This is a genomic window from Acidibrevibacterium fodinaquatile, from assembly GCF_003352165.1.
In the GTDB taxonomy this organism is placed as follows: domain Bacteria; phylum Pseudomonadota; class Alphaproteobacteria; order Acetobacterales; family Acetobacteraceae; genus Acidibrevibacterium; species Acidibrevibacterium fodinaquatile.
Map to the genome: position 1 here is coordinate 433,478 of NZ_CP029176.1, position 24,046 is coordinate 457,523.

Genomic DNA, 24,046 nt, shown 5'->3' on the forward strand with positions numbered 1-24,046 from the left:
CCCCGCTCTCCTGTTGCCCTCCCAGCCATGACAAGCCTAGCATGGCCTGGCCGTAACGACAGAGGAGGAGACCACATGGCCGCGCACACCATCAAGCCGCTCGTCACCGCCATCGCCATCAATACCGGCGGGCGCAATGGACACTCCGAGACCACCGATCACTCGGTCAGCGTCAACCTCTCGGTGCGTAAGGAAATGGGCGGGCCGGGTCTGCCCAATACCACGACGCCCGAACATCTCTTCGCCGCTGGCTATGCCGCTTGCTTCGGCGGCGCCCTCGAATTCGTCGCAAGTCAGCATAAAAAGAATGTCGCCGGCGCCGTGGTCACTTGCGAAACTGCCGTCGGCCCGCGCGAAGGCGGCGGCTTCGGCATCGCCGTCAAGATCCACGTGAAAGTGCCAACCCTGCCCACCGCCGAAGCCCGCGCCCTGGTCCAGGAAACCCACGAGAAAATCTGCCCCTACAGCCACGCGACGCGCGGCAATATCGACATCGCGCTCGAAACCGAAGGCGCATAACGCCCGGCGGCGGCGCGCGCGGGGTGACATCGAAGTGACACGGAAAAGTGGTTGACGAAAAGAGACCAAGTTGTTAATGAATAATTAATGATCGATCATCTCAGGAATCTGCGATCCGGCAAATTTTCGTTGTCTTCGCTTTTAGGTCAACCCCGCGCGCTCAATGTCAGGAGAAGCCGCATGCGCCGCCTCATTCTCGCCGCCACCCTCGCCACGACAGCGTCTCTCGCCGCGCCCCAGGCCTGGGCGAGCGCGATCGCCAATCCCAACGATACCTTCACCCTCACCGGGAGCTTCCCCACGCTCGGCACCAGCGCGCCATTCAGCCCGGGCGCCTTCACCCTGACCGTGACCGCCCCTTCGCAAAGCCAGACGCCATTCGCCTATGACTACGGGCTCAGCAGTGGCTATATGATCGCCGCCACCGCCGACGGCACCTACACCGCCGCCGGCAGTACCGTCGCATTCTCCACCGCCACCATTGACGTCCAGGGCACCTCGCCCGACACGCTGCAGATCGCCGGATATATCGGATCGTATGCGATCCCGGCTGTCTTCACCGTCAACGCGGCGAGCCCGCTCTTCACCGCAACCGCGGATAGCGACGGGCTCGGCGATACCGGGGTGCTCTATCAATTCACCTCCGGAACTTATACCGCTACCTCCGCCAATGCCAGCGCCCTCGCCGACCCGCCGATCTCTAACCCGACGCTCACCATCTCCGGCCAGCAAGCGCCATCCGGCAGCGTGCCCGAACCCGCGACCATGGCCCTCCTCGCGGCACCACTCGCCGCCCTCGGCCTGATCCGCCGCCGCCGCGCCTGAACCGCCCCGGCGGCAAGCGCGAACGCATCACCCAAGCGCGCCGGGGAGCCCTCCTCGGCGCGCTTCTGCGTTGTTGGCCCTGTGTCGTTCCTGGGCCGTGGCCCGCGCTCAGCCGCGCGCCCGCCGCCGTGGCCCTGGCGGTGAAAAGAAACAATGGCGAAGAGGGGGATGGTGCCCAGGGGCGGAATCGTGCTTCCAGTCTAACATATTCAAGAATGGTGTACTTTTTGGCTTTTCGTCCTGGCCTATACCAACAAAAATACCATCACGACGTTCTAATGTGCGGGTTAGACTCCATCAGGACAGCTTGGTTTCGGATCCAGGATGCGGTCGAAGAGTACAACCTTGCCAAGGTTGGGGTCGAGGGTTCGAATCCCTTCGCCCGCTCCAGATTTCTTCAAGAAAATGAAGCGGTTAAAACGGTCCTTCGGGGCCGTTTTTTGCTTCCCCGCCCCCCACGCGAAAGCTGGGGAAGCAGGGGGGAAGCAGCAGAAAGCGAAAAGCAGCGGGCTACCGGCTGTCGCCGGCATGGAAGGCATCCCAAAGCCACGGTTTGCCGCCTGCGCGACAGGCGGCAATGGGTTGCGTTGCGCTCCACCACGAAGGCTGGGTTTGGACGCCATCGCGCTTCCCAGGACGCCCAAGCGAGGCCCATTTTGCTTCACCGGCGCCGATGGCGACGCGAATGCGAAACTCATCACTCAGCCCTCCCGCCTGCGAGGCGCATCGGCAGCACAAGCCGCAGCGAGTCGGGTAATCGCACGAACCCATGCGCCGCATAGAATCCGGCCGCCGGCTCGTCGAGCGCATCGACGACCACCATCGAGGATCCAACCGTGCCGGCGCTCTCGAACGCCCGCTGCAATGCATCGGCGAGAAGGAGCGCGCCCAAGCGCTGTCCCTGGTGCTCCGTCGCCACGGCCAGCCGACCGATCAAGGTGGCGCTCACCAGCGGATAGCGCGGGATGTGCTTGCGGGCTGTCTCCGGCACGTCGCCTTGGGAGACCGCCATCGCGCAAAGGGTATAGTAGCCCAAGATACGGGCCGGCTCGCCGACCTCGCTCAGGACGAACACGGCATTCGCCCTCCGGCGGACATCCTGGCCGGCCTGGGTCTTGAGGTAGCGATCCAGGCTCTCCACGCCGCAGGTAAAGCTGCTCCGATCGTGCTGCTCGTCGAGTAGCGCGACCCGAAGATCCCTGGATGGCTGCTTCGCCATTCACCGGACAACCCGGCGCTTGTGCTCCGCGAACGCGCGCTGCAACCGTTCGCTCGGGGCCGGTGGATTGACCAGGACGTCGAAAAAAACGACGCGGTCCCGATCACACAGGACGAGCGTCTCATGCTCCGCAATCGTCCGCCGGGCAGCGTCCGTAAGCGCGGTCATGCAGAAATCCGTCAGTTTGCGCCGTTCGAGTTGCGCCGCCCGTTCGATCAGAGCCTTGGTGGGTTGGTCGACCCGAAACCCAAGCCGCTCTTCCCGAAGCCGTCGGTTGGTTTTTGCTGTCGTGGCCATGGTCACCTCCAGCCAAATATGTACGTCAATCCGACTAACTTTTCAAGGTGCGCTTTGGTTCTCACCTTTCGGTGCTCGGCCCTTCAGCTTGGGGACAGAAGGAGGAGGCAGCGACGCCAGAAGCCGCTCGGCATAGGCCACGCCCGCGTCCCACACGCGTGACGGTCGAACGATGATCAGAAGAAAGGCTATCCAGAGGAAGAGGAGCACAACCGCCGCGACCTGGGTGGCAGGTGCATCCCGAGCGATCGCCCAGAGCGGCATGTTGCCGGTCGTCATTTGGGTGGTTCGCGTTACCACGATGGCGGCTGACGCGCAGACTGCCAACACGAGTGCCGCCCCTCTCATGCCCAGCAGATTGCGCCAGAAACCATAGGCGATATTGTCATTGTGGATGAGTGGATGTTTGGGGCCGCGCCGTAGGTCGATTAGGCGACGGATCACCGCTCGATAAATGCCATCGGCTGCGTCCGGATCCTGTGCCTCTGCGCTGGCGTCTGGGAGCCGGAAGTCCGGCGCGAGGTCCTGCAGCACCGCGTGGTATGCACGCTTGGTCGGCATCTCGATCGTGTTATCTCGAAATCGCAGAACGATCTCCGTCGGAAACCCACCCCATCGCTGCTTGAGCGTGTGCTGCACGGCACGACCGCGAGACCTGGCCATGCTCGCGAACGGATAGAGGAGACCTATCATCACGACGCCCGATCCGATGGTCCGATAGATGTTCCCGGTGACGATCTGAGGGAATGCGATCAGCAAGCTGATCCCCGGAACAAGCGGCGCCAGGAGCCCTGGTGTTATTCGGGCGAGTATGTCGTAGCGATCAAATATCCGAAACAAGCGCGCCGATTCAGTCATCGTCATAGGCCTCGACAACCGGAGAAAAGTTCATGGCTGCGGCCGGGCCATATCCCGCGCGTAGCGGGAACCCCGAACCGAAGCAGGTAGCAACGCCTTGCGTCCCAAGCACGCGTGCGCCGCGACGCATGAAGGCGTTCATGACGATCTTGCGCGGGTGCGCACTGTCGTCTTTCGGCGCGGACACGACGTCCGTGAAATGCGGAACCTGCCCCTCCGACACCACGGGCCCGATCAGGCGGTTAAGGATCGTTGGGCCGACGTTTCGGCGGCTGCCGTGATGGGGCACCTGCACCAGTGCGAAGTTGCGCAGCACGAGACCGCACGCCTCGGCGAAGGAAGCCGCCCATTCAAGGCCGAGATTTCCCGCATCGCCTGTCAAAAGGATGGGCTTCCATCCGTCAAACTGGCCGTAGAGGACAACACTGCTTTCGTTGCGAGCACCTGTTTCGCCGCCGTCGCGCAGCCGCTCGAAGCCCCAAGCTTCCCAAATGCTGGCGGCTGTCTTGGCGAGCGCCTCAAGCGCCGCCTTCAAGATACCCTGATCCGCAAAGTCGGACATATTGCCGGATGCTCGCGGCGTATCCGGGAAGTGAGAGACCAGTTGCGGGTAGATGTGCTGCGGCGGCGACAGCACGGTGAATGGCCCGATAGCGGCACCGGCAAACCGCTCGAAGACCGGGATGCCCTTCGTGCCCGCCGTAGCGACGATCTCGTTGATGACGTCGTATTCGGCCTTCAGGCGTCTGGTCAGGCCATCGACGGTCCACCGTGAATCCTGAAGGTGCGGCAGGATCGCCTCGGCATGCCACCAAGGGACATGGGTCCAAACGCGGCGCACATCGGCCTTCTCGAGTACGACGCGGGCGCCGGAGGAGTGATCGATATCCGGGTGGGTGATGACCAGGTCGCGCACGATCGGCACGGGACCGCCGCAAATCGATGTGAGATGCTCCATCAGCGTCTCGCCGGAGGCGGTCGTCCCGCCATCGACGACGATGAGCTGAAAGCTGTGGGGATCACCGTACCGGATTGCGATGGCATCGCCGGCGCGGGATTTTTCGTCCACGGGCAGGAATTCGACTTCCAAGCCGGTCATGACGTGACCTCCGGGATCGGAGGCGACTGCGTGGTCAGGTTGTCTGCCAGCACCCCCCAATAGCCTCCAGGGGTTCGAATGAGCAGCACGGACGGGGCGAGACGAGCCAGTGCAACAGTCGTTGCGGTCGCGTGGTCGATCCCCGAGGGGCCCGAGACCGCGAGGTGGCTGTGCCAAGTGCCGAGACAATACAACGTCCCGCCCGCTCGATCGGTATAGGTGCGGATCGCCGTCCTGACGCCACCTGTCCCCAGGACGAACTCGCCGGCTAACCGGCGCGACGAGCGCATCGTGTGATGGCGCTCGGCGGCATGACGCCGCCGACACAGCGCGCGGTCGCGACCCGGCAAGGCGGAGATCCGATCATCCGGCGCCACACTCGTGAGCCTCGATTTAGAGTGAGAGTCAGGCCGGGTTGGCCGTAACGGGTTCGATGTCGCGAGAGAGGCTCGCGGCGCCCGTCGCGGAGAACCGCGATGTCCAGACACACCGCTCGCGCGCGTTCCGGCCAGGACCGGACGGGCCTTTATCAGGAAATCACTGACAAGATCATCGCCGAGTTGGGGGCCGGCCGTGCGCCATGGGTCCAGCCCTGGGGGACGGCGGCGGCGAAAGCGCCGCTCGCCATGCCCAAGAACGCCGCGACCCATAGGCGCTACACTGGTATCAACGTGCTCATTCTGTGGGGCGCCGTCATTGAGCACGGTTTTACGGGCCAGAGTTGGCTGACCTTTCGCCAAGCGCTCAGTCTCGATGGGCATGTGCGCAAGGGCGAGCGCGGCACGACCGTCGTTTACGCCGACCGCTTCACGCCGGAAGACGAACGCCGCCGGGCCGCTGAGATCGGCTACGAAGCGCAGGCGATCCCGTTCCTCAAGCGCTTCACTGTTTTCAACGTGGCGCAATGCGAGGGCCTGCCCGAACAGATCGTGGCGGTCGCGCCGCCGGCCGAAACCAGCCTCATCCTGCCGCAAGCCGAGGCGCTGATCCTGGCTACGGGCGTGGACTTCCGGATCGGTGGAGACAGGGCGTTCTACGATCCGATGCATGATTTCGTGCAGGTCCCACCTCCGCAGGCCTATTTCGAACCCATCAACTGGCACCGAACCGCCCTGCACGAGGTTGGCCACGCCAGCGGCCATCATTCACGTCTCAACCGCGACCTCACCGGATCCTTCAGGTCGAAGAAATACGCGTTCGAGGAACTGATTGCCGAGATTTCCGCCGCTTATCTTTGCGCCTCGCTCAGTATCACCCCGACGGTGCGCCATGCCGACTATATTGCCTCGTGGCTCGAAGTGCTGCGGGAGGACGACCGCGCCATCGTGCGCGCTGCCAGCGCGGCTTCGAAGGCCGCCGACTTCATCCTGGGGTTCCAACCTGATGCTCCCCAACAGGTCGCGGCCACGTCGACCGACGACGAGCGGGAGGCGGCCTGATCACGCGGCGCTGCTCCCGGCCGGCTTCAGCCGAAACGCGAAGCCGGACATCCGTGCTGCCGCTTTTCCGGCTTTCCGGATCGGCGGAACCGAAGAGTGAGAGGGCTGCGCCGGTTTTCGTGACTGGTTGGAAGTCGAGAGAGAGGCTCTCGGCGCCCGTCGCGGAGATTACCGACATGGCTACCGCCGTTCAGAAGATCATCCTCAGCGCCTCGCGTGACATCCCTTTCAACAAACTGGTGCTCAGCCAGGCAAACGTCCGGCGCGTAACGGCCGGTGTCTCGATCGAGGAGTTGGCCGAGGACATCGCTCACCGCACCCTGCTGCAGGGCCTCAGCGTCCGACCCGTGCTCGACGCGGACGGCCAGGAGACCGGCATATTCGAGGTGCCTGCCGGTGGGCGCCGATTCCGGGCGCTCGAACTGCTGGTCAAGCAGAAGCGCCTGGCCAAGACCGCGCCGGTGCCCTGCATCGTGCGTGAGGGCGGGATCGCGGAGGAGGATTCGCTGGCCGAGAACGTCCAGCGCGTCGCCCTCCATCCCCTCGACCAGTTTCGCACCTTCCAGGCCCTGCGCGACAAGGGCCTGGGTGAGGAGGAGATCGCCGCCCGCTTCTTCGTGACGCCGACCGTGGTGAAGCAGCGCCTGCGCCTCGCCGCCGTCTCTTCGGTGCTCCTCGACGTCTATGCCGAGGACGGCATGACGCTGGAGCAGTTGATGGCGTTCACGGTCACCAGTGACCATGCCCGTCAGGAACAGGTTTGGGAGGGCGTCAGCCACTCCTACAACAAGGAGCCCTACCATATCCGGCGCCAGCTCACCGAGGGCGCGGTCCGCGCTGCCGACCGTCGCGCCCAGTTCGTGGGGCTCGACGGCTATCAGGCCGCTGGTGGCTCGATCCTGCGCGACCTTTTCCAACATGACGATGGCGGCTGGCTGCAAGACCCTGCGCTCCTCGATCGGCTCGTAATCGAGAAGCTCCAGGCCGAGGCCGAGAGCTTGCGCGCCGAGGGCTGGAAGTGGATCGCGGTCGCCGGCGACTTCCCCTACGGCCACACCGCTGGTCTGCGTCGGCTGACCGGCGACACCGTTGGCCTCACCGAGGAAGAGCAAGCGAGCCTTGTCGCACTCAAGGCCGAACAAGAAGCCCTTGAGCAGCAAAACGCCGAGGCCGACGAGTTGCCCGACGAGGTCGACCAGCGACTCGGCGAGATCGAGACGGCCATTGCTGAGCTCGAGGATCGCCCGATCAGCCACGATCCGGCGGCGATCGCCCGCGCCGGCATCTTCGTGAGCATCGATGGCGAGGGCCGCCTGCGCATTGATCGTGGCTTCGTCCGGCCCGAGGATGAAGCGCCGGTTGAGCCGGCCGGAGGCGGCGACGGCACGACGGACGGCGACATCCCGTCCGAACCACCGGCGCCTTCGGTCCAGCGCTCCGTCATCACCATCGGCGGAGTGCCCGCTCCCGAGGCGGAGGCGTCGGACGATGACGACGCCATCCGCCCGCTGTCCGACCGCCTGGTGACGGAACTCACCGCCCACCGCACGCTCGCGCTACGAGACGCGCTGGCGGGTGAACCGCACGTCGCCTTCAAGACGGTGCTGCATGCGCTCTGCCTCGCGACTTTCTATCGCTATGCCTCTGACACCTGCCTGGAAATCACGGCGAAGAGTTCGGGTTTCGCCGCCCAGGCGCCGGGCTTGGCAGAATCGCCTTCGGCTAAGGCGATTGAGGCGCGGCACGAACAATGGGGCAAGCAGTTGCCCGAAACGCCCGCGGATCTTTGGGATGCGCTGACGGAGTTCGACGGCGACAGCCAGGCGACGCTCTTCGCACACTGCGCCTCGCTCGCCGTCAATGTCGTGAAGGAGCCGTGGAACCGTCGTCCTGGCGCGTTCGCCCATGGCGACCTGCTCGCCCGGGCCGTCAACCTCGACATGGCCGCGGCCGGCTGGCGGCCCACCGCCGACAATTACCTCGGTCGGGTTCCAAAGGCCCGCATCCTCGATGCAGTCCGCGAAGCCAAGGGCGAACAGTCGGCGCAACTCATCGACCATCTGAAGAAGGCCGAAATGGCCAAGGAGGCCGAGCGGCTGCTCGACGGCACGGGCTGGCTGCCAGAGCCGCTGCGTTTGGCCGGGATTAAGACCGAGACTGACGTGCCGGCCGGCGAAGCCGAGGCCTTGCCGGACTTCCTCGCCGGCGAAGATGACGAGGCGGCGACTTCCGACGATCCCGACGAACCGCGGCCGCACGCCATCGCGGCGGAATGAGGCTCGCCAGCGGGGCGGCTCCGGCCGCTCCGCACCCATTTTTCCATCCAGTTCCATCCGAAAGCCCGGCCGTCGTGCCGGGCTTTCTCACTTTCGGAGACCTGTCATGACCGACACCCAAACAGCACCTGTCCCGGCCCTCGACTTCACGGCATGGGACCAGAAGGAGCGCGAGCAAATCCGCGTGGCGGATGAATTGCTCCCTGCGAACAAGACTGCCCTGTTCGATGCCCTCGCGGCGGCGGGGATCGAAATCGTCACCGTCATCTTCGATGGCTATGGCGACAGCGGTCAGATCGAGAACATCGAGGCCCGGGTCGGCGATGCGATCATCGCGCTGCCACCTCACGAGATCGAAGTCGTGAGCCCGGTCTGGGGCAGTTCCGAGATCGAACGCCGTACCCAGCCGGTCCGCGAGGCCATCGAAACCTTGGCCTACGCCTTCCTCGGCCAGACCCATGGCGGTTGGGAGAACAGCGACGGGGCCTATGGCGACTTCACCTTCGACGTCGCCGAACGGACCATCACGCTCGACTACAACGAGCGGCACATGGAGTCCGACTATTCCCAGCACGTGTTTTGAGGAGGCGGCAATGGGACATTGCTATCACCACGCCCTCTCCTCGGTGAAGAAATGGGGCGGCGCGGCCGAGGATTATCTGCCGCTGCATCAATGGTTCGACGAGTCGAAAGCTATCACCGCTGATTTTCGGCACCGCGCGCTGCGCCATCATGCCGAAGGCATCTTCATGCTGGAGCGCTTTTTCGGCCCGACGATCACCATCTCGACCGGCCGCGTGGTGCCGGTGCGGCTGATCGGCGAGCAGCATGTGCGCGAAGACCTCGGTTTCATTCCGAGCTTCGCGGATTGGGTGCGCTGCATCCGCCCCGAGCCCTGGATGGGCCGGGCCCAGCCGATCCATCGCGACGTCGATCCCTTCGCCGCCGCCGGCTGATCACTCTTCCACGTCAACGCAACGAAAAGCCCGGCCATCGCGCCGGGCTTTCGCATTTCTGGAGACCCGACATGGCCGACTACTTCTCACCGACCGTCATTCAGCAACCGATCCCGATCGCCGACATGACGCCGCTCGAAATTCTCGTGCTCAGCCTCATCTTCGACGCCGACCCGGATGGCGAGACACTGTACTTCCACACCGCCTTTGGCCCGAGCGACGCCATCGGGCTTTCCATCGACGAGCTCCGGGCGGCGTTCGAAGCGTCCGCCGCAACCGCCAGCACGGCGACCACGTATGTCGCCGAGCGCCTCGCGGCTGTGGCCGCCGACGACACCGAGATCGAGATCGATTTCAGCGGCACGTCCTGGGAGTTCATCTTTCAGGACATCGTGCGCCGTTCCTCAACGCTCCGCTACGTCACGGTCGTCACGTCTTTCACCTGTTCAAAGATGCGGCCGGATGGCTTTGGCGGGATGGCGGTGCTCATCACCGCCGAGGCCATCACGGGCAAGAGCACAGAGGACATCCTCTGCGACCTCCTGGACGAGGCCGAACACGGTCCGCTCGCAACCGCCCCGGGCTTCGGCGTCCATGTCTTCCTGCGCCTTGGTGAAGAGAATGTCCGCGCGGAGATCACCCACCTCATCGAGGCCGACGAGACGCTGACAACGATCGCCCCCGATGCCGTTACGGACACTGACATCCGCGCTCTCTGCCTCGGTGTGCTCGAGCGGTTGGACCTGACCGAGGAACAAGGTTCGGCGATCTTCAAAGCAGCCTTGGCGGCGATCAGCCAAGCCGAGCAGCGGCTCGCTCCGACCGGCTGATCATCGAGATTTTCCACCTATCACGGCGCGCCTCGTACCAACGCACGCGGTCATCATCCCCCATCGAAAGGAGACGGCTATGGGCTGGCTCTACATGAAATCCCTCAAGGGCCATTCCGGCCCGCGCCAGTATCTCGACGCCCAGTTCACGTACGAGCGTCCCGACGTGACTTCAAAAGTGCTGCGCTCCGCGCTTGTCGGCATGCGCGTTTACTATGCCGCCGTGGAGCAGGTCCGCATCGCCGCCGGTCAGCGCGAGGTCTGGGCCGTCATCTGCCTCGTTCGATACAACCCGCGCGACCCCGAGGGCTACATCTTCGGCTACAAGGATATGGAAGAATCGATGGGTCCATACGAGTGCGATTGCCCCGAACCGATTCTCGATCTGCTGACGCCGACCGACCGCGAATATGCTGTGCAATGGCGGGCCCGCTGCCGCGAAAACACCGCCGCTCGTCGCGCGAGGGCCGCCAAGCCGAGCCCGCGCGCGGGGCAGGTGATCGTCTTCGACGAACCGCTTTCTTTCGCCGATGGCCGAAGCTTCGAGCGGTTGGAGGTCGTTGCCAACCCGCGCAGCCATCGCACCGTTCTCTTTCGTGCGCCCGCCTCCAGCAATCTCTATCGAATCCCCAACATCAAGAACCGAACCTACCGGCTCGTCGATCCGCCGCCGGGATGAACGTGCCTTTCTTCTCGGCGACATCAAAGGGTCCGGCGCCCAGCGCCGGACCCTTTTCTTCTTGAGCGTCCCTAGAGGGAGAGGACGGCCGGGACGGGTTTGAGCCGTTGGGGTCGAGAGAGAGCGCCCCTCGGCTCGACCCGTTCCGGCTCTCCCGAGGTTCCCTTCATGACGACGAATCCCGCTTCCACGGCCGTTTCTGCGGCCGCGCCGCTCCCTGTCGCGCCGCCCGCTCCAGCGGTAGCCGACGCGCTGGCTCATGCCGCACGGAGCATCCTTCCCCACCTTGAGCGCGGCCAGCGTGTCGATGCACCGACGCTCCGGGGATCGATGGTCTCCGCCTTCGGCGGTTCCGACGCCGATGGCGCCTGGGACTGGAAGACCGCCTACGACGCCTGCGAAGCGGCGACTATCCTGTTCCTGCGCAAATTCGGCCCAGCCATGCTTGCACGGGCAGCCTCTCCCGCCGCCATGCTGCCGATGCTGGCCAAGATCGCGGGCCTTCTCCCCACCCACACGCGCCGCTCCGAGGAGAGCCAGGCGCTTCAGCAGTTCTCGACGCCGATTGCCCTCGGCTTGGCGGCCAGCGCCGCCGCGGCGATCACACCCGCCGATCTCGTGCTGGAGCCTTCGGCGGGCACCGGGCTGCTCGCCATCCTCGCCGAACTCGCCGGCGGGGCGCTTGTTCTCAATGAGCTGGCCGAGACGCGCGCCGGGCTGCTGGATCATCTGTTCCCCGCCGTCGCCGTCACCCGTCACGACGCCGCGCAAATCCACGATCATCTCGACGCCAGCGTCGTTCCAAGCGTCGTGCTCATGAACCCGCCGTTCTCCGCGCTCGCGAACGTCGATCGCCGCATGGCCGACGCCGCCCTGCGCCACATTGCCTCGGCGCTCGCACGTCTCGCCGAGGGCGGCCGATTGGTCGCGATCACCGGGGCGAACTGCGCGCCCGACAATCCGGTGTGGGCCGACGCCTTCGTCCGGTTGCAGGAACGCGGGCGCATCGTGTTCTCGGCCGCCATCGATGGATCGGTCTATGCCAAGCATGGCACGACCATCGACACGCGCCTGACCGTGATCGACCGTCTGCCCGCGCCCGATCCGACAGTGTTTCCGGCTTTGCACAGTTGCGCACCCGATGCCGCGACCTTGCTTGGCTGGATCGCCAAATTCGTTCCAGCCAGGCTCCCGCTCGCCACCCCGGTCGTCACCCGGGCGACGGTTCGTTCCGCAGCCGCACGGCCGCAGCGCGTTGCGCCGCGCCCTTCCTCCGTCCCGGCCACGACGCCCGAGCCAGAGGCGGTTGAGCTGTCCTATGAGACCGTCGACTGGATGCCGGTCGAGGGTGGCCACATCACCGAGGCGCTTTATGAAGGATACGGATTGCAGTCGATCCGTATTCCCGGCTCTCAGGCTCATCCCACCAAGCTGGTGCAATCGGCGGCGATGGCGTCGGTGGCACCGCCCAAGCCAAGCTATCGGCCGCACCTGCCCGCCAATGTCGTCACGGACGGCATGCTGTCCGACGCCCAGCTCGAAAGCGTGATCACCGCCGGCGAGGCCCATTGCGGCCACCTCGCCGGATCGTGGACGGTGGACGAGACCTTCGACATCGTGTCGGCCGCGCCCGATGACGCTGAAAACGCCGTCCGCTTCCGCCGCGGCTGGTTTCTCGGCGACGGCACCGGCGCCGGAAAGGGCCGACAAGTCGCCGGCATCCTGCTCGACAACTGGCTGAAGGGTCGCCGCCGCGCGGTCTGGGTGTCGAAATCCGACAAGCTGATCGAGGACGCCCAGCGCGATTGGTCGGCGCTCGGCCAGGAGCGGCTGCTGGTGACTCCGCTGTCGCGCTTCCGTCAGGGAACGCCGATCCGTTTGGAGCAAGGCGTCCTATTCACCACCTATGCCACGCTACGCACCGACGCGCGCGACGAGAAGGTTTCGCGGGTCCGGCAGATCGTCGAATGGTTGGGCTCCGATTTCGATGGGGTGATCATTTTCGACGAGAGCCATGCCATGCAGAACGCGGCCGGCGGCAAGGGAGAACGCGGCGACCAGGCCGCCTCGCAGCAGGGACGTGCGGGACTCCGGCTTCAGCACGCGCTGCCGAACGCGCGCGTCGTCTATGTCTCGGCGACCGGCGCGACCACCGTCCACAATCTCGCCTATGCCCAGCGGCTCGGCCTCTGGGGCGGCGAGGATTTTCCCTTCGCCACGCGGGCAGAGTTCGTCGAGGCGATCGAGGCCGGCGGTGTCGCGGCCATGGAGGTCCTGGCGCGCGACATGAAGGCGCTCGGCCTCTATGCGGCCCGTTCACTCAGCTACGAGGGCGTCGAATATGAGCTGGTCGAGCATCGGCTCACCGACGAGCAGATCCGCATTTACGACGCTTATGCCGGGGCGTTCGGCGTCATCCACAACAATCTCGACGCCGCGCTGGAGGCGACCAACGTCACCGGCGAAACGGGCATGCTGAACGCGCAGGCCAAATCCGCCGCGCGGTCGGCTTTCGAGAGCGCCAAGCAGCGTTTCTTCAATCATCTGATCACGGCGATGAAGACGCCTTCGCTGATCGCCGCGGTCGAGCGCGATCTGACGGCCGGCCATGCCGCCGTCATCCAGATTGTCTCGACCGGCGAGGCGCTGATGGAGCGCCGCCTTGCCGAGATTCCGACCGAGGAATGGGGCGATGTTCAGGTCGACATCACTCCACGCGAGTACGTGCTGGATTATTTGGCGCACAGCTTCCCGACCCAGCTCTACGAGCCCTTCACCGACAGCGAGGGCAATCTCTCCTCGCGCCCGGTCTATCGCGATGGTCAGCCCGTGCAGTGCCGCGAGGCCGTCGCCCGCCGTGATCGCCTGATCGAGAAGCTGGCGTCGCTGCCGCCGGTCCATGGCGCGCTCGACCAGATCGTTCAGCGCTTCGGCACGGAGATGGTCGCCGAGGTGACGGGCCGCTCGCGCCGGATCATCCGCAGATGCGGATCGGACGGCGTCGATCGCCTCGCCGTCGAGAACCGAGCTGGTTCGGCCAATCTCGCCGAAACGCAGGCCTTCATGGACGACGCCAAGCGCATCCTCGTCTTCTCGGACGCTGGCGGCACCGGACGGTCCTATCATGCCGAACTTTCGGCGAAGAACCGCCGCCTGCGCGTCCACTATCTGCTGGAGGCCGGATGGAAGGCGGACGCCGCCATCCAAGGCCTGGGGCGGACCAACCGCACCAACCAGGCGCAGCCGCCGCTATTTAGGCCGATCGCGACGAACGTGAAGGCCGAGAAGCGCTTCCTCTCGACGATCGCCCGCCGGCTCGACACCTTGGGCGCCATCACCAAGGGGCAGCGCCAGACCGGTGGCCAGGGCCTATTCAGGCCCGAAGACAATCTGGAGAGCCACTACGCCCGCGACGCGTTGCGCCAGCTCTATGTCCTGCTGGTCATGGGCAAGGTCGATGGGTGTTCGCTGGGCGCGTTCGAAGATGCAACCGGGCTGAAGCTGACCGACAGCAATGGCATCCGGGACGAGCTGCCGCCGATCACCACCTTCCTCAATCGGCTGCTGGCGCTGACCATCGACCTGCAGAATATCCTGTTCACGGCGTTCGAGCAGCTCCTGACCGCCCGTATCGAGGGCGCGATCGCATCGGGAACCTACGATGTCGGGTTGGAGACGTTGACGGCGGAGAGCTTCGTCGTCACCGGTCGGCAGACAATCTACACCCACCCCGGCACCTCGGCGGAAACCCGCCTGCTGACGATCACGCAGCGCGAGCGCAACCGACCGGTCACGCTCGACGAGGCGCTGGGGCGGCTCTCCGATCCCCGCGCCATGTTGCTGGTCAACAGCCAGTCGGGCCGGGCTGCCGTTCAGGTTCCGGCGCCGAGTCTGATGCTCGACGATGGCGAGGTCGAACGCCGCGTGCGGCTCATCCGGCCGATGGAGCATCCCGCCATGCCGCTTGCGACGATGCCCCAAACGCATTGGCGGGAAGCCGACCGCGAAAGCTTCGCCCGTGCCTGGACGGCCGAACTCGCCGGTGTGCCGGAATTCACCGACAGCGAGGTCCATATCGTCGCCGGTCTCCTGTTGCCGATCTGGAAGCGTCTGCCGAACGAGTCGAGCCGGGTTTATCGGCTCCAAACCGATACCGGGGAACGCATCGTCGGTCGCAAGGTGTCCCCGGCATGGGTGGCCAGTGCGCTTGAAACCAGCCCATCGAACCTGTCGGCCGATGACGCCTTCACGGCGCTGGTGGATGGCAGGACCATCCTCGATCTTGCCGAAGGGCTTCAGCTTCGCCGCGTCCGCGTCATGGGCGCCAACCGCATCGAACTGACCGGCTTCACCGACGCCATGCGTGACCGGCTGCGAGCGTACGGCCTGTTCCATGAGATCATCTCGTGGAAGCTCAGGATGTTCGTCCCGACCGACGCCGCCGGCCCGGCGATCCTGGCAAAGGTGCTGGAACGCTATCCGCTCGCGCGCGTCGCCGAGCGGGCGGCGGCGTGACGATGGCGCTCAATGCCGCCGACCTGGCGCACCGGCTCGCGCGCGATGCCGAGGCGGTGTGCCGCCATTATCTCTCCAACGGCCGCCGCGAGGGCCGCTATTGGCTGGTCGGCGACGTGAGGAATACGCCCGGCCGCTCCCTGTTCGTCCGGCTGAAAGGACCAGAATCCGGCAAGTGCGCGGCCGGCAAATGGACCGACGCGGCGACCGGCGATCACGGCGACCTCCTCGATGTCATCCGGGAGAGCTGCGGACTTGCCGATTTCCGCGACGTCGCCAACGAGGCCCGGCACTTTCTCAGCCTGCCGAGATCGGAGCCGGAACCAGATCATGCGCGGCAACCGTCGTCCGTACCGGCAGGATCGCCGGAATCAGCACGCCGCCTCTTCGCCATGGCACAGCCGATTTCGGGCACAATCGTCGAAGGGTATTTGCGCAAACGCGGCATTACCGCTTTGCACGGAACCGCAAGCCTCCGCTTCCACCCACGCTGCTACTACCGTCCCGATGCATGGTCTCCGACCGAGACCTGGCCGGCGATGATCGCTGCCGTCACCGGCCTCGACGGCAAGATCAGCGGGGCGCATCGCACTTGGCTCGACCCATCAGGGCGGGGCAAGGCGGCGATCGACACGCCGCGAAGGGCGATGGGCAACCTCCTGGGCAACGCCGTCCGTTTCGATTTGGCGCGCGATGTCCTGGCGGCTGGCGAAGGCATCGAGACCATGCTCTCGCTGCGATGCGTCATGCCCACCATGCCGATGGTGGCCGCACTCTCGGCCGCGCACCTCGCCGCCATCCTGTTCCCAGCGACACTGCGCCGGCTCTATATCGCCCGCGACGACGATCCGGCCGGGGACGGCGCCATGGCGAGCCTGATCGACCGCGCGAACGAGGCCGGGATCGAGGCGATGGCCTTGTCGCCACGACTGGGCGACTTCAACGAGGATCTCCGCACGCTCGGCATCGATGCGCTACGGGCGGCTTTGCGGGTGCAGATCGCTCCCGAAGACGTCGCGCGTTTCATGGAATTGGTGCCATGAAGCGGCACCGAAAATGATGTCCGCGGCGGCGCCGGTCTCATGCCGTATTCGATCGAGGTGCTTCCCAGCCTTGTCGGAGAGGACCGCGCCCACGGCCTTCTGAGAGGGCGACCCTTGCGGCAAACGGCCCAGACCGGCAATGGCGGATGGCCAACTATTTTCCGTCGGCGGGCAAGCCCGCCTTTACATCGCGAGGCAAAATAGCCGGCCCCCGCCATCCTCCGCTGCGCTTCGGCCCTTCGCTTTGCTCCGGGTGCAGGTCCGGTCCGCCCGCCGCCTTTCGTCGCCAAGAAGGCCGCGATGGGCGCGGTCGATCCGACGAAGGAAAGCACCATGACGACCGAACACGACGACACCAGCTACGAGCCGCCGCACAGCTCATCCCCGACCGATCACGTCCTCGCCGAACTCCAACTCTACGGCTATCGCCCCTTCCAGGACGAACCCGACCCGAGACCACTCCCCGATGGCAATGCCGTCGCCGGCGCCGCGGCCGACATCTTCGACGCCCTCGTCGTCACCCTGGCGGACACCCGCCTCGAACCCGACCTCGAAGACCTGCTCTGGTCGACCGTCAATCTCTTCCACCGCGCCGTCAGCCGGATCGAGCGCGAGCTGGACGACAATGAGCAGGCGCAGAAGCGTAGCCAGAAGGAGCAGGACGGCTCCGAAATCCGCTCGGTCGAACTGGAGCGTCTCACCGCCGAGGGGCAGACGTTGATCGAACGCCGGAACAGCATGGAGTTCTTCCGCGACCAGGCCGCCGACCAGTTTGAGCGCCACACAAATTCGGCCTGGCGCCCGCGATCAGGATCGAAGGTCAACCACCGCAACCTGACCTCGGCCATGATCGACAGCCGCGACTTCCTCGCCGCCAGGCGCAGGGCCTCCAACGAGGTGCTATTGCCCGCCGGCCCGAAGATCGCCTTCACTGGTGGGCTCGACTTCAACGATCATCGCCTGATCTGGGACAAGCTCGACCGCGTCCACGCCAAGCATCCCGACATGGTGCTGCTGCACGGCGGATCACCGAAGGGTGCCGAACTTATCGCAGCCAAATGGGCCGACCATCGCAAGGTCCCGCAGATCGCCTTCAAGCCCGACTGGACCAAGCATGCCAAGGCCGCGCCGTTCAAACGCAACGACCAGATGCTTGACGTCCTGCCGATCGGGGTCATGGTGTTCCCCGGCACCGGCATTCAGGACAACCTCGCTGACAAGGCCAAGAAGTTCGGCATTCCGGTCTGGAAGTTCGGCAGCGGCGGCGTGTGACAGGCTGTGTGAGAACGCTGGCGCTTCGTTGCAACGAAACGCCAGCGACAGCCGGTCTGATCCTCAGCTCGGCTGCGCTCGTAGGTTAATGCTCTGGATCATATTGAAGGCCAGCACTCAGAGCGCCATTTCGGTGCTGGTTCCCTTGATGCCTCGGGTCAGGAACCGTCCCGTCATCATTCCGCTTCATCGTTCCGAACGGGTGCTCGGCCGAGCATCGTCGACGACGCATCAGTTCGAGGGCGGCGATTATGCGAGCTGTCATGCGCTCCAGGGAAAGGGCCTCTGAAGACAGAAGAATAGGGACTCTGGGTGGCGACAACTTGGCTGGCGAGTGTGCGACAATTACGACGACGATTTCGGGCGCTTTGGCTTGGGCTGGTGGAGACGTCGGCGGACATTTGGTTTGAGAGCATTTCGAACGTCCTTGTTGGCAGTGGCCAGATCGAACCATTCGGGATCGAAGTGTCCACCACACCAGCTCTTGGTTTCGGCGTGTTCGGGGTCTTTCGGATCGGCGATGACGGCGAGGAACTGTTCGTAGCCGGGGATGCCGCCGACGTCCTCGGGCGGCCTGGCTCGTGCGCCGTCGATGCAGCTTGCCTGTTTTGGCGAGGCGTCGAGAGCGAGGAGTTTCTCGATCTCGACCGTGTGACGCCAATTGTCGCCGAAGTCGTAGATGTAGGCGAATGCCGTCCCCGGCCCCTCGAAGTCGCGGAAACGGACCTCGCGCTGATCGAAAGCCCGTGAATCGCCCTCGACTGAGCCTTCCTCGAGGAGCGCGATATCGCCGTATCGCAAACCGCCAATGCGGAACTCGTGGAGATGATAATTCCACCAGTTGAAGGCCGCCTGGATCACCAGATGGAACTGTTCGAGGTTCCATTGCAGCGGCACGATGAGACGGCGCCAGACCTCGGGCGCGATATCGTCGAGCGAAACGCGGATCTGGACGGCGTTGGGTTCGGTGAGCATGGAGATAAATGGACCTGCGAAGCTGATCGGCGTCAAGCCAGCAAGTCCATCGGCGACGATTGGAAACGGGCGCTCATTCCAATCGTCGCCGTACAGCCGCATCCGAAGGCGAGGCTCGCAGCGTATTCATACAGCCTGGTGAGCGCCCCTGCCGCGATCCCGGAACCAAAGCCGACCTTGCGAGCGGTGCTTTTGACGGCGGCTCACGGCAACCTAACGGGACGGGACTACGGAATGCGATGCAAGATCTCGGTTGTATAGGGTAGGCCCCTATGCTAAATGGCCGTCATGACTCATACCGTTCGCGAAAAGCAGAAGCTGCTGGCAAGGGTGCGCCGTATCCGGGGCCAGGTTGAAGCCGTCGAGCGCGCCCTCGAAGCGGAGTCCGGTTGCGAAGAGGTCATGCACTTGCTGGCCAGCACGCGGGCCGCGATGGCCGGGCTGATGGCGGAGGTCGTCGAGGATCACGTCCTTACCCACCTGGTCGATGCCGAGAAGCATCCGGGCGCCCTGAACGGCGAAGCCGCGGAGGCATTGCTCTCAGTCGTCCGCACCTACCTCAAGTAAAGGATATCGAGAATGGCCGACATGCAGACGGCGCCCGTCGGACACAGCCACGTCTTCCTCGGTGAAAGCCACGAGAAGTCGGAGCGGCGGACCTGGGCCGTGATCTGGCTGTGCGGTGCGATGATGGCGTTGGAGATCATCGGCGGCTTGCTCTTCGGCTCGATCGCGCTGGTCGCGGATGGCCTGCACATGAGCACGCATGCTGGCGCGCTGGCGCTGGCGGCCTTAGCTTACACCTACTCCCGCAGTCACGCGAACGACTCCCGCTACACCTTCGGAACCGGGAAGCTCGGCGATCTCGCCGGATTCACCAGTGCAATCATCTTGGCGACGATCGCGATCCTCATCGGCTACGAGTCCATCGCTCGCCTCTTCGCACCTGTGCCCATCCACTTCGCCGAGGCAATCCCCATCGCGTGCCTCGGACTGGCAGTCAACGTGGCTTCGGTGTGGCTCCTGTCCGGTGGTGGACACCATCATGGCCACAACCATGGGCATGGCCACGGTCATGCTGACGAGGCCAACCACGGCCACGACGAGGAGCACCGCATTCCCATGCCCGACGGAACGCTGGTGCTGAGTGTCTTCGAGGAAAACCACCCGCCTGTCTTTCGCCTTCAGGCCGAAGGAGGGGCCGCACCGGCCGCGCCAGCCGTCATTATCGAAACGGTCCGCCCCGACGGTGTGCGCCAGTCCTTCGTGATGGAAGACCGTGGCAGCTACCTGCAAAGCGTTCAGGACATTCCGGAGCCGCATGCCTTCACAGCGAACGTGCACCTGGACGGCCGCAGCCATCCAGTCATCTTCCAGGAGCACGGCCATGGTCACGAGGCGCATGGAGCCTCGCACCGGGACAACAACATGCGTGCTGCCATCATCCATGTCATGGCGGATGCCGCGGTGTCGGTGCTCGTCATCGTCGGGTTGCTGCTGGCTCGGACGTTTGGCTGGGTCTGGATGGACCCGCTGGCGGGCATCATCGGCGCGTGCGTCATCGCCTCGTGGTCCTGCGGCCTGATCAGAGATACAGGGGCCATCCTGCTCGACATGAACCCCGACAAACGTGTCAGCGAGGGCGTCCGTCAAGCCGTCGAGCAAGACGGCGATCGACTGACCGACCTCCATGTCTGGCGGCTCGGCCCGGGACACCTCGGGGCCATCGTCTCCGTCGCAACTGGCGGGCGGCGGGACGCCCAGTTCTACCGGCAGAAGCTGGCCCGGTTTCCAACCCTCTCCCACTTGACTGTTGAGGTTCACCGAGCCGCTTGAGCTTTTGTGCGACGACCTCTTTTCTGGCCGGAAGCTTGCATCCATGGCTTGATCGACGCGATCGAAAGTTACGCTGCGGCAGCAGTTGGTTTCATGGTCAGACTTCCTGGCTCGGACATCAGGCCGGGGCCAGTGCCTCGATGATCCGGCATTCGGCAACCGTTCCCTGGCGGCACTGTCCGATCATGGAATCGAGCTCCCGGCGCAGGGCGGCGAGGTCGGCGAGTTTTCGGTCCACTTCGGCGAGGTGTTCCCGTGCGATGACGTCCACCGCCTCACAGGGGCGGTCCCGCTGGTCGGCCAGGTCGAGCAGCGCGCGCACCTGCTCGATGGGAAATCCCAAGTCTCTGGCGCGCCGGATGAAGCTGAGACGGGCCAAGTGATCGGGACCGTACGCTCGGTAGTTCCCGCCTGTCCGCGGGGGCGACGGCAGGAGGCCAGTCCGCTCGTAGTAGCGAACGGTTTCAACCTTCGTGGCTGTCGCCCGGGCGAGGTCTCCAATGCTGAAGCTGCCGATTTTCACGCGCTTGACCCTATAGCTGCTACAGGGTCCATATGGGAAGCCTTGTCGAAGCCGTCGAGGGGACCCATGGCCTGTTGCAATGATACCTGCTGCGCGAGCACCAGCAGCCCCAAGGACCTGAACACTCCCCGATGGCGCCGGGCGCTCTGGATCGCTCTGGTCATCAACGCCGGGTTCTTCGTGGCTGAGATCGTGGCGGGTGCCGCCGCTGGATCAGCCTCCCTCCAGGCTGACGCGCTGGATTTCTTTGGAGACGCCGCGAACTACGCCATCAGCCTGGGTGTCGCCGGAATGGTGCTGGCCTGGCGCGCTCGGGCGGCCGTGGTGAAAGGCTGGACCTTGCTCGCCTTCGCCTTGTGGGTGCTCGGCAGCACGGCCTTGCACGCGTGGTTCGGAACGCTTCCGCGGGCCGAAGTGATGGGCATAATAGGAGCCGCCGCCCTCGTGGCCAACGGTGGCGTTGCGCTGATGCTCTACCGCTTCCGCACCGGGGACGCGAACATGCGCTCGGTGTGGATTTGTTCCAGGAATGACGCCATCGGCAATCTGGCAGTGTTACTTGCGGCGGCTGGCGTGTTCGGCACAGGCACCAGATGGCCCGACCTGGTCGTGGCGGTCATCATGGGCACCCTCGGCCTCCAGGGAGGCTGGCAGATAATCACTCAGGCGCGGCGGGAACTCCAGCAGCCAATACCTGCATTGGCAGCGGCCGAGTAGCCCTCGGCCGAGCGCCTTCGACAAGATCGTACCGCCGTCAGGCGTTTAAAGAGCAGGTCCGGCCGCCGAAAGTCCGGTTTCCACCAACCGCGGCGGTTGAGCGGACCCAAAATTTGGACTGACGCCCGCGTCGCAGCGGATGGAAGGCAGTTCAGCGCCCTCCGATCGCACCTGACCCGCGTGCGGCATATCGGATCCCAGCGTCACTCAACCTTAGCGCTAAACACGTGTTTTAAGCTTCCAGACCCGGCAAGCGAGCACCACCCCGCTCCCAGGTGCGCTGATCCTTGGTCCAGCCCATGGCCTGACCATCAACCCGTGAAGGGTCCGCTACGCGAGCGTGCGGCCTCTTCGGCTTCGCCTGCGCGGTGATTGCGGCCCTTGGCCCGACACATCGGGCGCCTGTCGCGCGGGGATGGTCCCCGCCTCCAAGACAGGAGCCGGAACGATGCCTCAAGCCCTTTCGATCGCTCACGCCCGTGGTTGGAACCTCGCCACCACGTTGATGGTCTGCATCACCGTCTTTCATGCCGGCAACGGCGAATACGGCGTCATGCCGTCAGCCGAATATGACGGCGACCCAGCCACGATCATTCATGAATTCGACCCCTTCCAACCCTGAAGGGGCGCCGATCACACCAAGCGACGGCGGAAATCCCACCAAGATTTCCGCTGCCTCCCTCCATCACCTTCGGCTATACTCGCAAGCGCGCCGTGGTGGTGGTGGAAGGCGCGACCGTTCGACCCTTTGTCACGGAGATCTCCACCATGCTCATCATCGGACTTGTTCTGAGCGTTGCCGGTATCGGCTTCCTCTGCTGGCTGCTGTTCACACTCGCGGTCTACGCGCTGCCGTTCTTCGCGGGCCTGACAGCCGGACTCGCCGTCTTCCACAGCGGCTCGGGCGTCATCGGCGCGCTCGTAGTCGGCGTTCTCGCCGGCGGCGCGACCCTGGCGATCGGGCAGATCGCCTTCGCGACGGTGCGGACGCCGCTCATCCGCGCCGCAATCGCGCTCCTCTTCGCCGCGCCGGCCGCTGTCGCCGGCTACCACGCGACGTTTGGGCTCGCCCATATCGGTGTGCCGTCCGAATTCTGGCGCGAGGCCTTCGCGATTGTCGGCGCTGTCCTTGTCGGCGGCACGGCCTGGGCGCGCATGTCTCTGTTTGTCCCGCCCCATGTCGATCGGCGGGGCGCGGGAGGTCCGGCATCGTTTCCATTGGCAGGAGCGACCCGGGACGGGTGAGTCGGAGCCGTCCTCATCGTCGAAGATGTTGAATTTAGGCGCGGTGAATGAGGCTCGTCCGCGTGACCGGGAACGCCAAGGTCTTCGTTTCAGCGCTCGGGTTTGCCGCCGCCTCTAGGCCAACAGAGACAATTTCCATCGGCAGCGTCGCCGTCGTGCACGGATTGTCGGGGTGTGACGTTGTCCTTTCTGAACGCCAGGGTTTCCTTTTCTTCGCCTGGAAAGCCGAGCCTCTTGTGCGGGACATTCGACGTCCGCCACGTCTTCTCCCGAGGATGCTGTTCGGCGTGCGGACCACACGGCCTCTCCATGGCTTGATCTGGCCGAAGGCCGGCTGCGCCTCGATCGCCTGAGACGCAACGGCGGACGGATCGACTTTCTTCCCCTGGCCTTTGGCCATTCCTCGCGAGGCAAGAAAGTCTACCGCCGCCATCCTCCGCTGCGCTCCGGCCCGCGAACGGGTGCGTCGTCGATCGCCTTCGGCTTCCCGATCGCCATCGAGGCCGCGGTGGTCGCGGGCTCGAAACAGCCAAGGAGAAGTGACATGGCCAACATCGGTTCCTTCAAGAAGTCCGGCAGCGAGTTCCAGGGCGAGATCGTCACCCTGAGCGTCCAGACCAAGAACGTCCGCATCGTCCCCGAGACCAACCGCGCCAACGACAACGCCCCCAGCCATCGGATCTATGTCGGCCGGGCCGAGATCGGGGCCGCCTGGTCGAAGCGCTCCAACGAAGGCCGCGACTATCTCTCGGTCAAGCTGGACGATCCGAGCTTCAACGCGCCGATCTACGCCAACCTTTTCGACGACGAGGACGGCGACGGCTACACCCTGATCTGGTCCCGCGGCCGCAAGGCCAACGGCGACTAAGCCGGACCAGCGAGCCCCGCCCGGAACGACCGGGCGGGGCTATTTTTCTGCCACG

Annotated in this window: 24 protein-coding genes and 1 tRNA gene; 18 read left to right on the forward strand and 7 right to left on the reverse strand. The window is 64.9% G+C overall.

The genetic code is table 11. The annotated features are described in order from the left end of the window. Positions 1-75: 75 nt before the first annotated feature. The 3 genes from DEF76_RS02070 (at position 76) to DEF76_RS19190 (ending at position 1,734) form a co-directional block, all read left to right on the forward strand. Positions 76-519 carry an organic hydroperoxide resistance protein gene (locus DEF76_RS02070; protein ID WP_114910907.1) on the forward strand — a complete coding sequence of 148 codons (444 nt, stop codon included), beginning with the start codon at positions 76-78 and terminating at the stop codon, positions 517-519. Positions 520-699: 180 nt separating this feature from the next. Beyond that, the gene (locus tag DEF76_RS02075; protein WP_162800441.1) at positions 700-1,344 is read left to right on the forward strand and encodes a PEP-CTERM sorting domain-containing protein; all 645 of its coding nucleotides are present in this window, start codon (positions 700-702) and stop codon (positions 1,342-1,344) included. Between the two features lie 282 nt (positions 1,345-1,626). Continuing rightward, positions 1,627-1,734, forward strand: a tRNA-Gly gene (locus DEF76_RS19190). A 307-nt stretch (positions 1,735-2,041) separates the two neighbouring features. Here the strand turns inward: DEF76_RS19190 and DEF76_RS02085 are convergent. Genes DEF76_RS02085 through DEF76_RS02100 form a run of 4 tightly spaced genes read right to left on the reverse strand, consistent with a single transcriptional unit; the run spans position 2,042 to position 4,817 of the window. Further along, entirely contained in the window at positions 2,042-2,563 is a 522-nt protein-coding gene (locus DEF76_RS02085) for a GNAT family N-acetyltransferase (protein WP_114910909.1), read from the reverse strand. Further along, entirely contained in the window at positions 2,564-2,860 is a 297-nt protein-coding gene (locus DEF76_RS02090; protein ID WP_114910910.1) for a type II toxin-antitoxin system TacA family antitoxin, read from the reverse strand. Positions 2,861-2,902: 42 nt separating this feature from the next. After that, positions 2,903-3,718, reverse strand: a complete 816-nt coding sequence (locus DEF76_RS02095; RefSeq protein WP_162800442.1) for a hypothetical protein — start codon at positions 3,716-3,718, stop codon at positions 2,903-2,905. Beyond that, on the reverse strand, positions 3,711-4,817 hold the full coding sequence (locus tag DEF76_RS02100) for an MBL fold metallo-hydrolase (RefSeq protein WP_114910912.1): 1,107 nt from the start codon (positions 4,815-4,817) through the stop codon (positions 3,711-3,713). The genes DEF76_RS02095 and DEF76_RS02100 overlap by 8 nt, the downstream gene beginning before the upstream one ends. A gap of 476 nt (positions 4,818-5,293) precedes the next feature. Here DEF76_RS02100 and DEF76_RS02110 point away from each other — a divergent pair, with 476 nt between their 5' ends. The 9 genes from DEF76_RS02110 to DEF76_RS02150 all read left to right on the forward strand — a co-directional run bounded on the left by DEF76_RS02110 (position 5,294) and on the right by DEF76_RS02150 (position 17,827). Continuing rightward, positions 5,294-6,256, forward strand: a complete 963-nt coding sequence (locus DEF76_RS02110) for an ArdC family protein (RefSeq protein WP_114910914.1) — start codon at positions 5,294-5,296, stop codon at positions 6,254-6,256. 176 nt (positions 6,257-6,432) lie between these two features. Beyond that, positions 6,433-8,532: a ParB/RepB/Spo0J family partition protein gene (locus DEF76_RS02115; protein WP_114910915.1), complete on the forward strand. Its 2,100-nt coding sequence runs from the start codon at positions 6,433-6,435 to the stop codon at positions 8,530-8,532. 106 nt (positions 8,533-8,638) lie between these two features. Continuing rightward, on the forward strand, positions 8,639-9,115 hold the full coding sequence (locus DEF76_RS02120; RefSeq protein WP_114910916.1) for a DUF6878 family protein: 477 nt from the start codon (positions 8,639-8,641) through the stop codon (positions 9,113-9,115). A 10-nt stretch (positions 9,116-9,125) separates the two neighbouring features. Beyond that, entirely contained in the window at positions 9,126-9,488 is a 363-nt protein-coding gene (locus DEF76_RS02125) for a DUF6915 family protein (protein ID WP_114910917.1), read from the forward strand. Between the two features lie 71 nt (positions 9,489-9,559). Then, positions 9,560-10,318 (forward strand): hypothetical protein, encoded by a 759-nt coding sequence (locus DEF76_RS02130; RefSeq protein ID WP_114910918.1) that lies wholly within the window; start codon positions 9,560-9,562, stop codon positions 10,316-10,318. A 79-nt stretch (positions 10,319-10,397) separates the two neighbouring features. Then, positions 10,398-10,997: a DUF6927 domain-containing protein gene (locus DEF76_RS02135; protein WP_114910919.1), complete on the forward strand. Its 600-nt coding sequence runs from the start codon at positions 10,398-10,400 to the stop codon at positions 10,995-10,997. Positions 10,998-11,165: 168 nt separating this feature from the next. Next, positions 11,166-15,512: a strawberry notch family protein gene (locus tag DEF76_RS02140; RefSeq protein ID WP_114910920.1), complete on the forward strand. Its 4,347-nt coding sequence runs from the start codon at positions 11,166-11,168 to the stop codon at positions 15,510-15,512. Between the two features lie 2 nt (positions 15,513-15,514). Further along, positions 15,515-16,555, forward strand: coding sequence for a DUF7146 domain-containing protein (locus DEF76_RS02145; protein ID WP_114910921.1), 1,041 nt, complete (start codon positions 15,515-15,517; stop codon positions 16,553-16,555). A gap of 333 nt (positions 16,556-16,888) precedes the next feature. Further along, entirely contained in the window at positions 16,889-17,827 is a 939-nt protein-coding gene (locus DEF76_RS02150; RefSeq protein ID WP_114913603.1) for a DUF2493 domain-containing protein, read from the forward strand. Positions 17,828-18,172: 345 nt separating this feature from the next. Here the strand turns inward: DEF76_RS02150 and DEF76_RS02160 are convergent, their stop codons facing one another. Continuing rightward, complete coding sequence (locus DEF76_RS02160; RefSeq protein WP_408842516.1) at positions 18,173-18,838, reverse strand: plasmid pRiA4b ORF-3 family protein; 666 nt, start codon at positions 18,836-18,838, stop codon at positions 18,173-18,175. Positions 18,839-19,081: 243 nt separating this feature from the next. Between DEF76_RS02160 and DEF76_RS02165 the strand changes: the two genes are divergently transcribed. Together DEF76_RS02165 and dmeF are read left to right on the forward strand one after the other, a co-directional pair. Then, complete coding sequence (locus tag DEF76_RS02165) at positions 19,082-19,369, forward strand: metal/formaldehyde-sensitive transcriptional repressor (RefSeq protein WP_240319083.1); 288 nt, start codon at positions 19,082-19,084, stop codon at positions 19,367-19,369. Positions 19,370-19,381: 12 nt separating this feature from the next. Further along, complete coding sequence (gene dmeF, locus DEF76_RS02170; RefSeq protein ID WP_114910923.1) at positions 19,382-20,638, forward strand: CDF family Co(II)/Ni(II) efflux transporter DmeF; 1,257 nt, start codon at positions 19,382-19,384, stop codon at positions 20,636-20,638. Positions 20,639-20,756: 118 nt separating this feature from the next. Here the strand turns inward: dmeF and DEF76_RS02175 are convergent, their stop codons facing one another. Beyond that, entirely contained in the window at positions 20,757-21,155 is a 399-nt protein-coding gene (locus DEF76_RS02175) for a MerR family transcriptional regulator (protein WP_114913606.1), read from the reverse strand. 72 nt (positions 21,156-21,227) lie between these two features. Between DEF76_RS02175 and DEF76_RS02180 the strand changes: the two genes are divergently transcribed. The 3 genes from DEF76_RS02180 to DEF76_RS02185 all read left to right on the forward strand — a co-directional run bounded on the left by DEF76_RS02180 (position 21,228) and on the right by DEF76_RS02185 (position 23,123). Continuing rightward, entirely contained in the window at positions 21,228-21,878 is a 651-nt protein-coding gene (locus DEF76_RS02180; protein ID WP_114910924.1) for a cation transporter, read from the forward strand. 448 nt (positions 21,879-22,326) lie between these two features. Then, complete coding sequence (locus DEF76_RS19620) at positions 22,327-22,500, forward strand: hypothetical protein (RefSeq protein WP_205216076.1); 174 nt, start codon at positions 22,327-22,329, stop codon at positions 22,498-22,500. 92 nt (positions 22,501-22,592) lie between these two features. Continuing rightward, the gene (locus tag DEF76_RS02185) at positions 22,593-23,123 is read left to right on the forward strand and encodes a hypothetical protein (RefSeq protein ID WP_205216077.1); all 531 of its coding nucleotides are present in this window, start codon (positions 22,593-22,595) and stop codon (positions 23,121-23,123) included. A 420-nt stretch (positions 23,124-23,543) separates the two neighbouring features. On the opposite strand, the gene DEF76_RS20120 is transcribed toward DEF76_RS02185, so the two are convergent. Then, positions 23,544-23,669 carry a hypothetical protein gene (locus DEF76_RS20120; RefSeq protein ID WP_275895696.1) on the reverse strand — a complete coding sequence of 42 codons (126 nt, stop codon included), beginning with the start codon at positions 23,667-23,669 and terminating at the stop codon, positions 23,544-23,546. On the opposite strand from DEF76_RS20120, the gene DEF76_RS02195 reads away from it, so the two are divergent. Continuing rightward, a complete protein-coding gene (locus DEF76_RS02195; RefSeq protein WP_114910926.1) occupies positions 23,668-23,991 on the forward strand; it encodes a DUF736 domain-containing protein in 324 nt (107 codons plus the stop codon). The genes DEF76_RS20120 and DEF76_RS02195 overlap by 2 nt on opposite strands. Positions 23,992-24,046 lie beyond the last annotated feature (55 nt).

Coding starts and splice junctions, on each gene's coding strand:
- DEF76_RS02070 (WP_114910907.1), top strand. CDS start 76: ATGGCCGCGCACACCATCAAGCCGCTCGTCACCGCCATCGCCATCAAT.
- DEF76_RS02075 (WP_162800441.1), top strand. CDS start 700: ATGCGCCGCCTCATTCTCGCCGCCACCCTCGCCACGACAGCGTCTCTC.
- DEF76_RS02085 (WP_114910909.1), bottom strand. CDS start 2,563: ATGGCGAAGCAGCCATCCAGGGATCTTCGGGTCGCGCTACTCGACGAG.
- DEF76_RS02090 (WP_114910910.1), bottom strand. CDS start 2,860: ATGGCCACGACAGCAAAAACCAACCGACGGCTTCGGGAAGAGCGGCTT.
- DEF76_RS02095 (WP_162800442.1), bottom strand. CDS start 3,718: ATGACTGAATCGGCGCGCTTGTTTCGGATATTTGATCGCTACGACATA.
- DEF76_RS02100 (WP_114910912.1), bottom strand. CDS start 4,817: ATGACCGGCTTGGAAGTCGAATTCCTGCCCGTGGACGAAAAATCCCGC.
- DEF76_RS02110 (WP_114910914.1), top strand. CDS start 5,294: ATGTCCAGACACACCGCTCGCGCGCGTTCCGGCCAGGACCGGACGGGC.
- DEF76_RS02115 (WP_114910915.1), top strand. CDS start 6,433: ATGGCTACCGCCGTTCAGAAGATCATCCTCAGCGCCTCGCGTGACATC.
- DEF76_RS02120 (WP_114910916.1), top strand. CDS start 8,639: ATGACCGACACCCAAACAGCACCTGTCCCGGCCCTCGACTTCACGGCA.
- DEF76_RS02125 (WP_114910917.1), top strand. CDS start 9,126: ATGGGACATTGCTATCACCACGCCCTCTCCTCGGTGAAGAAATGGGGC.
- DEF76_RS02130 (WP_114910918.1), top strand. CDS start 9,560: ATGGCCGACTACTTCTCACCGACCGTCATTCAGCAACCGATCCCGATC.
- DEF76_RS02135 (WP_114910919.1), top strand. CDS start 10,398: ATGGGCTGGCTCTACATGAAATCCCTCAAGGGCCATTCCGGCCCGCGC.
- DEF76_RS02140 (WP_114910920.1), top strand. CDS start 11,166: ATGACGACGAATCCCGCTTCCACGGCCGTTTCTGCGGCCGCGCCGCTC.
- DEF76_RS02145 (WP_114910921.1), top strand. CDS start 15,515: ATGGCGCTCAATGCCGCCGACCTGGCGCACCGGCTCGCGCGCGATGCC.
- DEF76_RS02150 (WP_114913603.1), top strand. CDS start 16,889: ATGACGACCGAACACGACGACACCAGCTACGAGCCGCCGCACAGCTCA.
- DEF76_RS02165 (WP_240319083.1), top strand. CDS start 19,082: ATGGCCGTCATGACTCATACCGTTCGCGAAAAGCAGAAGCTGCTGGCA.
- dmeF (WP_114910923.1), top strand. CDS start 19,382: ATGGCCGACATGCAGACGGCGCCCGTCGGACACAGCCACGTCTTCCTC.
- DEF76_RS02180 (WP_114910924.1), top strand. CDS start 21,228: ATGGCCTGTTGCAATGATACCTGCTGCGCGAGCACCAGCAGCCCCAAG.
- DEF76_RS19620 (WP_205216076.1), top strand. CDS start 22,327: ATGCCTCAAGCCCTTTCGATCGCTCACGCCCGTGGTTGGAACCTCGCC.
- DEF76_RS02195 (WP_114910926.1), top strand. CDS start 23,668: ATGGCCAACATCGGTTCCTTCAAGAAGTCCGGCAGCGAGTTCCAGGGC.
- DEF76_RS20120 (WP_275895696.1), bottom strand. CDS start 23,669: ATGTCACTTCTCCTTGGCTGTTTCGAGCCCGCGACCACCGCGGCCTCG.